At 59.0% G+C, this 14,008-nt stretch carries 13 protein-coding genes; 9 read left to right on the top strand and 4 right to left on the bottom strand.

The window, feature by feature from the left end:
- The first annotated feature begins 10 nt into the window (after positions 1-10).
- The 4 genes from ACYZUA_RS04180 to ACYZUA_RS04165 all read left to right on the top strand — a co-directional run bounded on the left by ACYZUA_RS04180 (position 11) and on the right by ACYZUA_RS04165 (position 3,229).
- Positions 11-556 carry a twin-arginine translocation pathway signal protein gene (locus ACYZUA_RS04180; RefSeq protein ID WP_461962185.1) on the top strand — a complete coding sequence of 182 codons (546 nt, stop codon included), beginning with the start codon at positions 11-13 and terminating at the stop codon, positions 554-556.
- 128 nt (positions 557-684) lie between these two features.
- Positions 685-2,280: a GMC family oxidoreductase gene (locus ACYZUA_RS04175; RefSeq protein ID WP_461962184.1), complete on the top strand. Its 1,596-nt coding sequence runs from the start codon at positions 685-687 to the stop codon at positions 2,278-2,280.
- 115 nt (positions 2,281-2,395) lie between these two features.
- Positions 2,396-2,875 (top strand): pantetheine-phosphate adenylyltransferase, encoded by a 480-nt coding sequence (gene coaD / locus ACYZUA_RS04170; RefSeq protein ID WP_461962183.1) that lies wholly within the window; start codon positions 2,396-2,398, stop codon positions 2,873-2,875.
- Between the two features lie 102 nt (positions 2,876-2,977).
- Positions 2,978-3,229 carry a YfhL family 4Fe-4S dicluster ferredoxin gene (locus ACYZUA_RS04165; RefSeq protein WP_038358877.1) on the top strand — a complete coding sequence of 84 codons (252 nt, stop codon included), beginning with the start codon at positions 2,978-2,980 and terminating at the stop codon, positions 3,227-3,229.
- A gap of 150 nt (positions 3,230-3,379) precedes the next feature.
- On the opposite strand, the gene ACYZUA_RS04160 is transcribed toward ACYZUA_RS04165, so the two are convergent.
- The 3 genes from ACYZUA_RS04160 to ACYZUA_RS04150 are packed head-to-tail and all read right to left on the bottom strand — an operon-like array spanning position 3,380 to position 5,413.
- The gene (locus ACYZUA_RS04160; protein WP_046045205.1) at positions 3,380-3,703 is read right to left on the bottom strand and encodes a hypothetical protein; all 324 of its coding nucleotides are present in this window, start codon (positions 3,701-3,703) and stop codon (positions 3,380-3,382) included.
- A gap of 53 nt (positions 3,704-3,756) precedes the next feature.
- Complete coding sequence (gene mutM / locus ACYZUA_RS04155; protein WP_461962182.1) at positions 3,757-4,569, bottom strand: bifunctional DNA-formamidopyrimidine glycosylase/DNA-(apurinic or apyrimidinic site) lyase; 813 nt, start codon at positions 4,567-4,569, stop codon at positions 3,757-3,759.
- A 28-nt stretch (positions 4,570-4,597) separates the two neighbouring features.
- Positions 4,598-5,413: an HDOD domain-containing protein gene (locus ACYZUA_RS04150; protein WP_461963871.1), complete on the bottom strand. Its 816-nt coding sequence runs from the start codon at positions 5,411-5,413 to the stop codon at positions 4,598-4,600.
- Between the two features lie 325 nt (positions 5,414-5,738).
- On the opposite strand from ACYZUA_RS04150, the gene ACYZUA_RS04145 reads away from it, so the two are divergent.
- The 5 genes from ACYZUA_RS04145 to ilvD all read left to right on the top strand — a co-directional run bounded on the left by ACYZUA_RS04145 (position 5,739) and on the right by ilvD (position 12,711).
- The gene (locus tag ACYZUA_RS04145) at positions 5,739-6,935 is read left to right on the top strand and encodes a class I SAM-dependent rRNA methyltransferase (RefSeq protein WP_033060516.1); all 1,197 of its coding nucleotides are present in this window, start codon (positions 5,739-5,741) and stop codon (positions 6,933-6,935) included.
- Positions 6,936-7,359: 424 nt separating this feature from the next.
- Positions 7,360-8,439 carry a SagB family peptide dehydrogenase gene (locus ACYZUA_RS04140; RefSeq protein WP_461962181.1) on the top strand — a complete coding sequence of 360 codons (1,080 nt, stop codon included), beginning with the start codon at positions 7,360-7,362 and terminating at the stop codon, positions 8,437-8,439.
- Positions 8,436-9,413 (top strand): diiron oxygenase, encoded by a 978-nt coding sequence (locus ACYZUA_RS04135; protein ID WP_461962180.1) that lies wholly within the window; start codon positions 8,436-8,438, stop codon positions 9,411-9,413. The genes ACYZUA_RS04140 and ACYZUA_RS04135 overlap by 4 nt, the downstream gene beginning before the upstream one ends.
- Positions 9,406-10,611 (top strand): multidrug effflux MFS transporter, encoded by a 1,206-nt coding sequence (locus tag ACYZUA_RS04130; RefSeq protein WP_461962179.1) that lies wholly within the window; start codon positions 9,406-9,408, stop codon positions 10,609-10,611. The genes ACYZUA_RS04135 and ACYZUA_RS04130 overlap by 8 nt, the downstream gene beginning before the upstream one ends.
- A gap of 258 nt (positions 10,612-10,869) precedes the next feature.
- Positions 10,870-12,711, top strand: coding sequence for a dihydroxy-acid dehydratase (gene ilvD, locus ACYZUA_RS04125; RefSeq protein WP_461962178.1), 1,842 nt, complete (start codon positions 10,870-10,872; stop codon positions 12,709-12,711).
- 186 nt (positions 12,712-12,897) lie between these two features.
- Here the strand turns inward: ilvD and ACYZUA_RS04120 are convergent, their stop codons facing one another.
- Positions 12,898-13,953, bottom strand: a complete 1,056-nt coding sequence (locus ACYZUA_RS04120) for an HAD family hydrolase (protein WP_461962177.1) — start codon at positions 13,951-13,953, stop codon at positions 12,898-12,900.
- Between the last annotated feature and the right edge of the window lie 55 nt (positions 13,954-14,008).

Here is a 14,008-nt window from a genome sequence, read left to right as displayed (position 1 = left end):
AATAACAATAATGAGCCCAAGCCTGTCCGATACACCCGCGCTGTCACGGCGCGGCTTGCTTAAATTCAGCCTGGGAGCCAGCGCGTTTCTCGCCACCGCCGGATTGGGAGCGAGCCTCAGCGGTTGCTCATCAAGCGTTCCCGCCAGCGGTTTCGCGATTCTGCGCAGCGGTGACTTGCTGTTTCTGCGGGCACTGCTTCCAGTGATGCTCGATGGCGCCGTGGCCGTCGAAAAAATGCCTGTGGCCGTCGGTGAAACCCTGCGCTGCCTGGATAACGGCCTGAATCACCTGTCGCCGGAAATGCTCCAGCTGACCCAGCAGTTGTTCGATGTGCTGGGAATGAGCATCACGCGTGGACCACTGACCGGGATCTGGGGCAGTTGGGAAAACGCCAGTGCCGACGATATCCGGCACTTTCTGGACCGCTGGGAAAACAGCTCGTTAAGTCTGCTGCGCATGGGCCACAGCTCGCTGCTGCAACTGGTGATGATGGCGTGGTACAGCCGGGCGGAGTCGTGGGCGCATTGCGGGTATCCCGGGCCGCCCACCGTTTGAAATCGTGGCGACCCTATCGCGAGCAGGCTCGCTCCCACAGGGGTTACGCGATCCATGTGGGAGCGAGCCTGCTCGCGATAGCGTCTGCTGCCTCACCACCGAATCCAAAATAAGAAGAGAACCTGAAAATGCCCGTACCCGATCCATTCCGTGAAGGCCTGGCCCGTGGCTGGAAAACCTATAACGGTTCACAACTGACCCAGGACCTGACCCTCGAAGCGGACGTGGCGATTATCGGCAGCGGCGCTGGCGGTGGCACCACCGCCGAAATCCTCAGCGCCGCGGGCTACAAGGTATTGCTGATCGAGGAAGGCCCGCTCAAGACCAGCAGCGACTTCAAGATGCTCGAAGACCAGGCCTACACCAGCCTCTATCAGGAAGGTATCGGCCGCATGAGCAAGGACGGTGCAATCACCATCCTTCAGGGCCGGGCGGTGGGCGGCACCACGCTGATCAACTGGACTTCAAGTTTTCGCACGCCGGATCCGACCCTCGAGCACTGGGCCAAGGAACACGGCGTCAAAGGCCACACGCCAGCCGAGATGGCGCCGTGGTTCGAGAAAATGGAGCAACGCCTGGGCGTCGCCCCGTGGATGATCCCGCCCAACGCCAACAACGACGTGATCCGCAAAGGCTGCGAAAAACTCGGCTACGCCTGGCATGTGATTCCGCGCAACGTGCGTGGCTGCTGGAACCTGGGCTACTGCGGCATGGGGTGTCCGACCAACGCCAAACAATCGATGCTGGTCACGACCATCCCGGCGACTTTGGAAAAAGGGGGCGAGTTGCTCTATCTGGCTCGCGCCGAAAAGCTCTTGATCGCCGGCGACAAGGTCACAGGCTTGCACTGCGTCGCGATGGACGACCGTTGCGTCGCACCTACTGGACACACGATCACCGTCAAGGCGCGGCATTACGTGCTGGCCGGTGGCGGGATCAACAGCCCGGCGCTGCTTTTGCGCTCTGAGGCGCCGGACCCACACAAACGGCTGGGCAAACGGACTTTTCTACACTTGGTGAACATGTCGGCCGGGCTGTTCGACGAGGTGATCAACCCGTTCTATGGCGCACCGCAGTCGATCTATTCCGACCATTTCCAATGGCAGGACGGCACCACCGGAAAAATGTCTTACAAACTCGAAGTGCCGCCGCTGCACCCGGCACTGGCCACGACCCTGCTCGGCGGTTTCGGCAAGGAAAACGCCCAACACATGGAAAACCTGCCCCACACCCACGCCATGCTGGCGTTGCTGCGGGACGGCTTCCACCCGGACAGCCCCGGCGGCAGCGTCGAGTTGCGCGGTGACGGCACGCCGGTGCTCGACTATCAGGTTTCACCGTATGCCTGGGACGGTTTGCGTCGGGCGTTCCACAGCATGGCCGAGATCCAGTTCGCTGGCGGTGCCCATGCGGTGATGCCAATGCACGCCGACGCTCGCTACGTGAAAACCCTGGCCGAAGCGCGCACGCTGATCGACGGACTGAGTCTTGAGCTGTATCGCACACGCTTGGGCAGCGCCCATGTGATGGGCGGTTGCGCCATGGGTGAAGACCCGAACAACACCGTGACCGACAGCCTCGGCCGGCATCATCAGCTAGGCAATCTGTCGATTCATGACGGCTCGCTGTTCCCCACCAGCATTGGCGCAAACCCGCAATTGTCGGTCTACGGGCTGACGGCGCAGCTGGCAACTTCTTTGGCCGAACGTTTGAAAAACCCATGAAAATGGAGAGTATTCCAATCGTCTATAGTGCTTTCTTACCCAAAAGGCGACTTGGCCGACCGGGAAGGCTGCGATACCATCCGACTCCCCAACGGACTCCCGCCAGGACGACGCGATGAACCGAGTGTTGTACCCAGGTACCTTCGACCCTATTACCAAGGGCCATGGCGATCTGGTCGAACGCGCCGCGCGCCTGTTCGATCATGTGATCATCGCCGTTGCCGCCAGCCCGAAGAAAAACCCGTTGTTTCCTCTGGAACAGCGTGTGGCGCTGGCCCGCGAGGTCACTAAACATCTGCCGAACGTTGAAGTCGTCGGCTTCTCGACGTTGCTGGCGCATTTCGCCAAAGAGAAGAACGCCAACGTGTTCCTGCGTGGCTTGCGCGCGGTGTCGGACTTCGAATACGAATTTCAGCTGGCCAACATGAACCGTCAGCTGGCGCCGAATGTGGAAAGTCTGTTTCTTACCCCGTCCGAGCGTTATTCCTACATTTCCTCGACGCTGGTCCGTGAAATTGCAGCCCTGGGCGGTGATATCACCAAGTTCGTCCACCCTGCGGTGGCGGATGCCCTGAACGAACGCTTCAAGAAGTAACAACCGCTCAAGCGGCGCCCGCGTGCACTGCGGGCGCCAATGCGGCACAATTGTGCGCATTGGTTTATTGCGCCCGGGCCTTCCGCCCTGGCTGGAGTTAGCATGTCCCTGATCATCACCGACGATTGCATCAACTGCGACGTCTGCGAACCCGAGTGTCCGAACGCCGCCATCTCCCAGGGCGAAGAGATCTACGTGATCGACCCGAACCTGTGCACCCAGTGCGTCGGCCACTACGACGAACCTCAGTGCCAGCAAGTGTGCCCGGTGGATTGCATTCCGCTGGACGAGGCGCATCCGGAGACTGAAGAGCAGTTGATGGAGAAGTACCGGATCATTACCGGTAAGGCTTGAGTCAGAGATTTTTGTAGTGTTTGTACGGGCCTCATCGCGAGCAGGCTCGCTCCCACAGGGGATCTGCGTTGGGACAAGCACCGAAGATCTACTGTGGGAGCGAGCCTGCTCGCGATGAGGCCATCAGCCACACCAAAGAAGTAACTGACTTCACTCCCGCTGCTCAAACCCTTCTCCGATACACCCCAGACACCGCACGAACGCCGCTTTCGCCGGGTCGACCACCAACGCCTGCCCCGCATCGCCGACGCCACCGCCCAACGCGGTAAACGGCAACGACACCACAAACGCTCCGGCACCGATCACCGTCGCCACGACCAACAAAGGTCGGGCAATCAGCAAATCGCCGAGCATGGCGTACGCCGGGGGATTCTGGATGGTGTAACGCGGGTCGCCGCTGCCCGTGTTTGCCGCCAGCGCTGGTGCTCCGACGCTCAGCAGCAAAACGACGACAACGGTTCGAAACAGGTTCATGGCACGGTCCTTGGGTTGGGCAGTCAGAACACTGACTATAGACCGTAGGCGTATCAGCTCTGACAACGCGGGCAAAAGACGCTGGCGCGCTGCCCGAGCTTCACTTCCCGCAACTCCGTGCCGCAGACCTTGCAGGGCGCACCGCCACGGCCATACACGAACAGTTCCTGCTGGAAATAACCCGGCTGACCGTCACCGCCGATAAAGTCTCGCAGTGTGGTGCCGCCGCGCTCGATAGCGGCCGCCAGGATGCGTTTGATCTCGATCGCCAGTTTCAGATAACGCCCCCGGGAGATGCTCTTGGCCTCACGACGCGGGTCGATACCGGCCGCGAACAACGCTTCGGTTGCGTAGATATTGCCCACGCCGACCACCACCGCGTTGTCCATGATGAACGGTTTGACCGCCATGAATCGCCCGCGGGATTGCTGGAACAAGCGCTCGCCGTCGAACAGCTCCGTCAACGGCTCTGGACCCAGGCGAATCAACAATTCGTGGTTGAGTGGGTCGAGGCTCCAGAGCATCGCGCCAAACCGTCGCGGGTCGGTGTAACGCAAGGCCAGTCCGGATTCCAGTTCGATGTCCACATGCTCATGCTTGGCCACCGGCGCGCCGACTTCCACCAGACGCAGATTCCCCGACATCCCCAAATGGCTGATCAGCGTGCCGACTTCGGCATTGATCAGCAGGTACTTCGCGCGTCGCTCCACCAGCACGATGCGCTGGCCGGACAGCCGCACATCCAGGTCTTCGGGAATGGGCCAGCGCAAGCGCCGCTCACGCACGATCACCCGGCTGACGCGCTGGCCTTCCAGGTGCGGCGCAATCCCGCGGCGAGTGGTTTCGACTTCTGGCAGTTCCGGCATGGTGCTCTCGAATCAGGCTGTGCAACGCTCAGCGGTGAGCGCCAAGGTCACGAATCGTTTGTTTGAGGGTCTCGAAGTCGTAGTCCGAGAGACCGACATAGTCGAGAACCAGCGGAGCGATGCTGTTCCACTCGTGGTCATCACGCTGGTTGCCCAGCACCCGAAAGGACGCACAAATGTGCTCGGCCATTTTCAGGATCGCCAGCAGGTTTTTCAGCTGACTGTTGCGCGACGACTCATCGCTGAAGATCGCCAACGCATTGTGGTGATTGGCGATGGCGGCGGTCACATGCTCCGGCAGGCGCCAGGATTTGGCGGTGTAATAACCCACCACCGCATGATTGGTATTGAACACCCGATTCTCAGTGTCCACCACCCGACATTCGGCGCTGGCGCTGGCGTAGGCCTCTTCCAGAACCGTCATGTAGTTGGGGAAGCGCTGGAGCATCAGCGGCACGCCGCAGTCGTGGAACAGGCCCAACGCGTACGCTTCATCGCCGGCCTGGGTGCCAATGCGCTTGGCCAGGGTCAGGCAGGTCATCGCCACGTCCTGAGCGGTATCCCAGAAACGATTCAAGGTGACGATGGTGTCGTCGTTCATCTCGCCCTTGATCGACTGTGCGTTGATCAGGTTGATGATCGAGCGGCTGCCCAGCAAATTCACCGCACGCTGAATCGAGGCGATCTTGTTGCTCAAGCCGTAATACGGCGAGTTGACGATTTTCAACAAGGCGCCAGAGAGGCCCGGGTCTTGGGAGATCAGCTTCGCGATCACCTCCAGATCCGGATCGGGCATGTACTGTTCCATCTGCAAATCCACCATGATTTGCGGCTGGGCCGGCACGCTGATGCCTTGCAGGGACTGTTGAATCTGTTCGGAAGTCAGCTCTGGGGACATAAGTACACACTCTGGGACAGGCGGCGATTCTAACCCTTATAAAGTTGGATCCGACACACCGGCCGGCCTTTTGAACAAAGTTTCATGTCGGTGCTGCATTCAAAATCGCTTCGTCGGAACGCCGCCCGGAGCCGGCTCGCTTCCACAGGGGAATGCATTCCAAATGTGGGAGCGAGCCTGCTCGCGAAGAGGCCATCAGTGTTTCATCGCCTTCAAACCCGTCGCCACACTCAACACGCTATACTCCCGCTCTTTTTTCCGGAGCGACGTCATGTCCCTGCCTAGCCTGCGCCTCAAAGCCAACGCCGACCGTCGCCTGCGAAATGGCCACTTGTGGGTCTACAGCAACGAAATCGATGTAGCCGCTACTCCTTTGCACGGTTTCAAGGCCGGCGATCAGGCGATCCTCGAAGCCGCCAGCGGCAAGCCGCTGGGCATCGTTGCCATGAGCCCGAACAACCTGATCTGCGCCCGCCTGTTGTCGCGCGACATCAAGTTGCCGCTGGACAAGTCGCTGCTGGTGCATCGCCTGAACGTCGCGCTGTCCCTGCGCGATCGCCTGTTCGACAAGCCGTTCTATCGCCTGGTCTATGGCGACTCCGACCTGCTGCCAGGTCTGGTAGTCGACCGTTTCGGCGACATCCTGGTGGTACAGATCGCTTCGGCAACTATGGAAGCCCATAAAGAAGACGTGATCGCTGCGCTGACCCAAGTGATCAAGCCTAGCGGCATTCTGTTCAAGAACGACTCCGCTGCCCGTGATGCCGAAGGCCTCAACCGCTACGTCGAAACCGTGTTCGGCCTGGTGCCGGAGTGGGTTGCCCTGGAAGAAAACGGCGTGAAATTCGAAGCACCGGTCATCCAGGGACAGAAAACCGGCTGGTTCTACGACCACCGCATGAACCGCGCACGCCTGGCACCTTATGCCAAAGGCAAGCGCGTCCTCGACCTGTACAGCTACATCGGTGGCTGGGGCGTGCAAGCGGCTGCGTTCGGCGCCAGTGAAGTGTTCTGCGTCGACGCTTCGGCCTTCGCCCTCGACGGCGTCGAGCGCAACGCCGCGCTGAACGGTTTCGCCGACAAGATGACCTGCATTGAAGGTGACGTGTTCGAAGCCCTGAAAGAGCTGAAAGCCAGCGAAGAGCGTTTCGACGTGATCGTTGCCGATCCTCCGGCGTTCATCAAACGCAAGAAAGACATGAAGAACGGTGAAGGCGCCTACCGTCGCCTGAACGAGCAAGCCATGCGCCTGCTCAGCAAGGACGGCATCCTGGTCAGCGCTTCGTGCTCGATGCACCTGCCGGAAGACGACCTGCAGAACATCCTGCTGACCAGCGCCCGTCACCTGGACCGCAACATCCAGATGCTGGAACGCGGCGGTCAGGGCCCGGATCACCCGGTTCACCCGGCCATCGCCGAAACCCGCTATATCAAGAGCATCACCTGCCGTCTGCTGCCAAACAGCTGATTTCGCCGGTTTGACGGGGAGCCAGCCGGCTCTCCGTTCTGTTTTCTGTTATTGAATTCTCCAACTTCCTACTCCAGCAGTCGTAATGACTTGCAGGACGTTTCGCTGTGTCTTTTATTTTAGCGGACATAACTTACAAGATTCGTCCAGCCCTCAGATCGATCCGACAAAATTACTGGAACATTCCTACCTAATCTCCCCTTGATAAGAACTCATTACAAACTATGATTAAGCCGTCACAAAGGAGTGACACTCTTCATCAACTACAAGGAGTTCAAAACATGAAAGCAATTACTCTGGAAGCTAACAAAATCGCCAACCTGTCTTTTCTGGTTGCTCCAAAAGCCCGCTAAGTAAATGAAACGCTGGGGAGTGCCGGCTACCCAGCGTTTTCTATGGCACGGACCAGAGTGAGTCACCAATCATGCAGATAAACCCTTATATATTCATACTTCCTCGCACGCCCAACCAAATAGTCTGGGATTACAAGAACCACAAACAGTTCGAATTGAATCTTGAATATTCAACCCGCCTCACTCACCTTATCGACAACCCTGAAAAGTTTGATGACAACAATATAATAGACACGCAACTCCTGAACGCTGGAATACTCACAACTTCAATACAAGCCCCCCTTGAATGGGGCTGGGATGAACTGTCGAAGATATTTCATATCGGCACCAAGAACATTCCTTGTGAATATGTCCCCCAAGATATTAATGAATGGTCGAGACTCTATCTGGACCATTGCGCCGAAGTATTGGCCACTCCTGCCCCGCAGGTCAGACTCACAGAACGCCCGACAAGCGAGCGGATTGCCCTGCCCCAACCTTCCTGTCTGCCGCAAAGCGCTCTTGCAAAGACGTTGATCGAGCGAAAGACCTGTCGCTCCTTCACGGGTGAAGGGGTTTCTCTCGACGATGTGGGCACTCTTTTGTATTTGTCCCTTGGCTATCTGCGTGAGCGCGACAACGACATCGACGAAACCATCGCTGAAGGTCTCGGCGCCCGGCGCAGTAGTCCATCCGGTGGCGGGCTGAATGCCTGCGAAGGTTTTCTTCATGTTCTGAACGTCAGCGGCCTGAATCCCGGGCTCTACGCCTATCACCCCGACGAACATGCGTTGAGCTTCGTCAATCCGGTGCCTGACTCGCCCTTGGGCCAGTTGTTGTGTGGGCAGCATTTCATCAACAACCTGCCAGTCGGCCTGTTCCTCACCGCACGCTTCGACAAACTGTGGTGGAAATATGAACACTCGCGGGCCTACCGAATGGCTTACGTCGAGGCAGGTCATATTTCCCAGACCTTTCAACTGGTGGCCACCGCACTTGGCTTAAGCACCTGGCTGACCGGTGCGTTGGCCGACGATCAGGTCGAAACGTTGCTGGGGATCGAAAACAGCGCCGAACAACCGTTGTTTTTTGTGGGTTGCGGCCAGAGTGACGGGCAAGTGATGTGCAAGGAATTGAAAGCACTGCTAAGCAACCGAGGCTCACAACAATGACCGAGCCCCGCACAAACGACCTGTCGCTGCCCGACGCCTGGGCACAGCGCTTCACGCTCGGCGACTGGAACACCCGGGCCTCGGTACGAACCAGCGAGCACACCTATCAATTGCCATCAGATCTGGAACGGCAACTGGAAACACGACACTGGTTCCCGCCCGCCTTCTTGCCCTACCTGAATCATCCGGTGATCGAAGCAGCCGGCAGCGCGATCACTCATCGACTATCGGCCAACCATCTGGTGTATTTCCTCGACTACACCACCCGGCTCGAACATCGGATCGTCAACCGCTCCGTGGAAACCATCGTCCACGATGAGCTCGGTGCGTCCATCCCCCGACGGATGAAAACGGCCGCCCTCCAGCTCTATACCGATGAGGGCTATCACGCGCTGTTCTCCAATAGTCTCGCCGAGCAGATAGCCGACCTCTACGGCATGACCCAACGCCCGGTGATGCCGCACCGCATTACCCGACTGAACGCCCTGCTTGACCACGCACCTGACAGGCATAAAGCGCTGGCCTGGTTTCTCGTCGGCTTCGTGTCCGAGACCATCATCGCCAGGGAACTGCTAGAGGTTTGCCGCAACGAGCTGGTGTCCAGCGTCCAGGAAATGCTCAGGGACCACCTCACTGACGAGGCCCGACACAGTCGTTACTTTTGCGAAGTGTTCCATTATCTGTGGCTGACCCTGAACAGCAGCCAACGCACGTTCGCCGCGAAGCTGCTGGTAGACATTCTCCTGATGTTCTTTGAGGTCGATGAGCGATGGCTGAAGGAAAGCCTGAACAGCGTGGGCCTCAGGGAGAATTGCGTCGCAGAAATCCTCAGTGACCTGACCGGTCCGCAAGCCTGCCTTCAGCGCGCCCGATCAGGTGCAGGCGCGACGCTACAGGCAATGGAAAAGGCTGGGTTTTTTGACCTGCCTTTCAACCAGCAACTCTTCGCACAGGCCGGACTTGTCGATGGATGAAGAAAAGTCTGCGGCCAGTGTCAAACACCGCCGCTCTGCGATCACCCTGTTAATGACCATGGTGATGCTCGGGGTCTTCCCTCTGGATGTTCTGCTGCCATCGTTCCCGGCGCTGGCCGAACACTTCCGGACCACGCCAGGCGATATCGCGTTTTCCATCAGCCTGTTTGCCATCGGGATCGCACTTTCCCAACTACTGGTCGGGCCGCTTTCGGATGTCATTGGGCGCAAAAGTCTGCTGCTGGCGGGAATGGCGGTCTCGATTGTCGGCGCGACGGGTTGCGTGCTGTCCACCGACTACGCCTGGTTCCTGATGTTCCGGGTAGTGCAGGCCATCGGCTGCGGTTGCTTCGTACTCTCGCAGGCGCTGGTCCAGGACCTGTTCGACGGCAAGGAGCGGGATCAACTGCGGATTCTGATGGTCACCGCCAGCGAGATCTTCATTTCCGTCTCGCCACTGGCTGGCACCCTGTTGCAACAGGCACTGGACTGGCCCGCAAGCTTCATTGTCTTTATTGCCCTCGCCGCCGCCGTGTTCCTGAAGGCCTGCTTCTTTCTTGAAAACCGGCACACCGCCACAACCCCGCGCCGAAGCATTCTTCAGTCCTACCGGCGCGTCTGTCGCGATGCGGGTTTCCTCGGCTATTGGCTGATCGCCGCAATCGCCTTCACCTGCCACTTTTCCTTCATTGTCATTTCGCCCCTGATCTTCATGGAGCAGTTGCAGCTTTCGGCCTACGAGTTTTCCCTGACACTGCTGCTGTATGGCGTGGCCTACATCATCGGCGGCATTGTCGCTCGAGTCCTCGCAGGGCGGATCGCACCCAATACACAGATCATTGTTGGTTTGAGCCTGATCTTCTTTTCGGGGCTGGTAATGCTCTTGCTCTCAAATCTGCTGGGGCTTTCAGCCCTGACCGTGCTGATCCCTATGATCATCTGCACTGCCGGCACGACCATCGTCCGCCCTGTCGCCACCTCCAAAGCCATGGAAGTGTTCCCGGACAATGCCGGTACATCGGCGTCGGCCGGGAACACGCTGGTCTTCATCTTTGGCGGGGTGATCAGCGCCCTGATCAATCTGAGTGGAGCCCATCTGCAAACGACTCTCGCATTGAGTTTCCTCGCCTTGAGCACCGTCGGCGTTTCCTTCAATGCACTGATCACACGTCGGCAGCTCTCGCTGAATAGCGGGTGATTCCTGCCGGTCGTCATCCCACACGTTCCGTCGGCGCTGGATCCCCCTTTTCCGGCATTCCCTCCTGACGCCAGCCGTGTAGAATCGCGACATTCATCGCCAGTCATCCCCCGGCGGGTTTATGAGCTCAAGCTGAAGCGCGCGGCGATCCCGCAAAGTTATCGGCAACTTCCGGACACACGGCCATTTCTGAGTGTTCCAGACGTCAATAGAAGCTCACTTCCCTTTTGATACCTGATTAGCCGCCCGGAGTGCTTCATGCCTGATTACCGCTCGAAAACATCCACCCATGGCCGCAACATGGCCGGCGCCCGCGCACTGTGGCGCGCCACGGGGATGAAAGATGACGACTTCAAAAAGCCGATCATCGCCATATCCAACTCCTTCACCCAGTTCGTACCGGGCCACGTCCACCTCAAGGACCTGGGCCAACTGGTCGCCCGTGAAATCGAACGCGCCGGCGGTGTAGCCAAAGAATTCAACACCATCGCCGTGGATGACGGCATCGCCATGGGCCACGACGGCATGCTGTATTCGCTGCCGAGCCGCGAGATCATCGCCGACTCCGTCGAGTACATGGTCAACGCTCACTGCGCCGACGCCATCGTCTGCATCTCCAACTGCGACAAGATCACCCCAGGCATGTTGATGGCTGCCCTGCGCCTGAACATCCCGGTGATCTTCGTTTCCGGCGGCCCGATGGAAGCCGGCAAGACCAAACTGGCCAGCCACGGTCTCGACCTCGTCGACGCCATGGTGATCGCCGCCGACTCCAGCGCTTCTGACGAGAAAGTCGCTGAGTACGAGCGCAGCGCCTGCCCGACCTGCGGTTCGTGCTCCGGCATGTTCACCGCCAACTCGATGAACTGCCTGGTTGAAGCCCTGGGCCTGGCATTGCCGGGCAACGGTTCGACCCTCGCGACCCACAGCGATCGCGAACAGCTGTTCCTGCAGGCCGGCCGCACCATCGTCGAGCTGTGCAAGCGTTACTACCACGACAACGATGAGTCGGTATTGCCGCGCAACATTGCCAACTTCAAGGCGTTCGAAAACGCCATGACCCTGGACATCGCCATGGGCGGTTCCACCAACACCATCCTGCACTTGCTGGCCGCGGCCCAGGAAGCCGAGATCGATTTCGACCTGCGCGACATCGACCGTCTCTCCCGTCACGTGCCGCAACTGTGCAAAGTCGCGCCGAACATCCAGAAGTACCACATGGAAGACGTGCACCGCGCCGGCGGGATCTTCAGCATCCTCGGCTCGCTGGCCCGTGGCGGTTTGCTGCACACCGACCTGCCGACCGTGCACAGCAAAACCCTGGCCGAGGGCATCGCCAAGTGGGACATCACCCAGACCAGCGACGAAGCGGTGCATCACTTCTTCAAGGCCGGCCCTGGGGGCATCCCGACGCAAACCGCGTTCAGCCAGTCGACCCGTTGGGAAACCCTGGACGACGACCGTGAAAACGGCTGCATCCGCAGTGTCGAACACGCCTATTCGAAAGAAGGCGGCCTGGCCGTTCTCTACGGCAACATCGCGCTGGATGGCTGCGTGGTCAAAACCGCCGGCGTCGACGAGTCGATCCACGTCTTCGAAGGCAACGCGAAGATCTTCGAAAGCCAGGACAGCGCCGTACGCGGCATCCTCGCGGATGAAGTAAAGGCTGGCGACATCGTGATCATTCGTTACGAAGGCCCGAAAGGCGGCCCGGGCATGCAGGAAATGCTGTACCCGACGTCGTACCTGAAATCCAAAGGCCTGGGCAAAGCTTGCGCCCTGCTCACCGATGGCCGTTTCTCCGGCGGCACCTCGGGCCTGTCCATCGGCCACGCTTCCCCAGAAGCGGCAGCGGGCGGCGCGATTGGTCTGGTGCAGGATGGCGACAAAGTGCTGATCGACATTCCGAACCGCTCGATCAACCTGTTGATCAGCGACGAAGAAATGGCCGGTCGCCGTGCCGAACAGGATCAGAAAGGCTGGAAGCCTGTGGAAAAACGTCCACGCAAGGTGACCACCGCACTGAAGGCCTACGCTCTGTTGGCGACCAGCGCCGACAAGGGTGCAGTGCGTAACAAGGCAATGCTCGACGGGTTGTAAGCGTCAGTTGCAGAAACAAAAATGCCCCGCCAAGTGCGGGGCATTTTTTTGACCACGATCCCCCCAACACTGGAGATCAACTGTGGGAGTGAGCCTGCTCGCGATGGCAGTGTGTCTGTCACCATTGATGTCGCCTGACACTTCGCTATCGCGAGCAGGCTCACTCCTACACTGGATTTTTGGTGCTTACTGGATCTCTTCTGGCTTGACGATCACCCAGTTCTTGTCCGCCGTGACCTGTAGCCCTTCCTTGGCCTGAGCCGCCGCGTGCTTGGCCATCATGCCGTTAATCTGGGTCATGTATTTGTCTTTGCGGTTGACCCACAAGTGGATGCCGCCCTTGGCCACGTCGACATCGTGGAACAGCATGTAACCGTCGCTGGTCGGGGTATCGCCGCCCACCAGTACCGGTTTTTTCCACTCGTCGATGTAGGTCAGGATCGCCGCGTGCTTGCCGGACATCCAGGTCGCCGGGGTCCACAGGTACGGGGTCAGTTCGAGGCCGAGGTTAGCCTTCTCGTCATACTTGCCCGCGGTGATCTGCTTGCGCGCCGTGGTCAGCTCGCCGGTCTTCGGATCCTTGAGCAACAAGCTCACGCCGATCACGTTCTGCGGTTTGACGTTGTAGCCGTACTTAGGGTCGGCAGCGACCATTCGCACCAGTTCTTCGGAGGCGGCGGTCATCACGTAGACCTCGATGCCGTTCTCCATCAGCTTGTTGTAGAGCTCTTTCTGGCCGGTGAAGATTTTTGGCGGATTGACATCGAGTTTCTTGACCACGTCGCCTTCGTAATACGTCGCCGGCACCGGTTTACCGGACGCCATCAGCTCATCGACGTGGCCTTTGAGTTCCTGGAGGGTGAAGCCGGAGAACACTTGCGCGACCCATGGATAGCAGACCATGTCGTCGAGTTCGCAGAGGCGATAGTAGTAGCTGAACAGGCTTTCCTTGTGGTCGGCAGTGTCTTTGAACGGCATCAGTTTCAGGGAGGGGTCGAGTTTCTCGCGGGTGATCAGGCCCTTGTTTTCCATGAACGGCAGCAACGACTCTTCAAGGTCGTAGCGGTAACTGGTGTTGTCCATGTCGAACACCGCGTAGTTACCTTTGTTGGCGTTGGCGGCAATCATTGCGTCCAGCGCCTTGGCCTGATCGGCTGGCCAATGCTTTAAATCCGTAGCGAATACCTGGCCGGCGAGGCCCAGGCAGAGTGCAGCGACCAGAAATTTCGGTGCGAGCTTCATCGGCATGCTTCCTTGTTAAAAGACCCTGGATGTGAAGGACATCGACGCTAACAAA

The sequence above is a fragment of the Pseudomonas sp. LS2P72 genome (assembly GCF_054897865.1).
The sequence above is the reverse complement of the archived record's forward strand: the minus strand, read 5'-3'. Positions and strand labels throughout refer to the sequence as shown.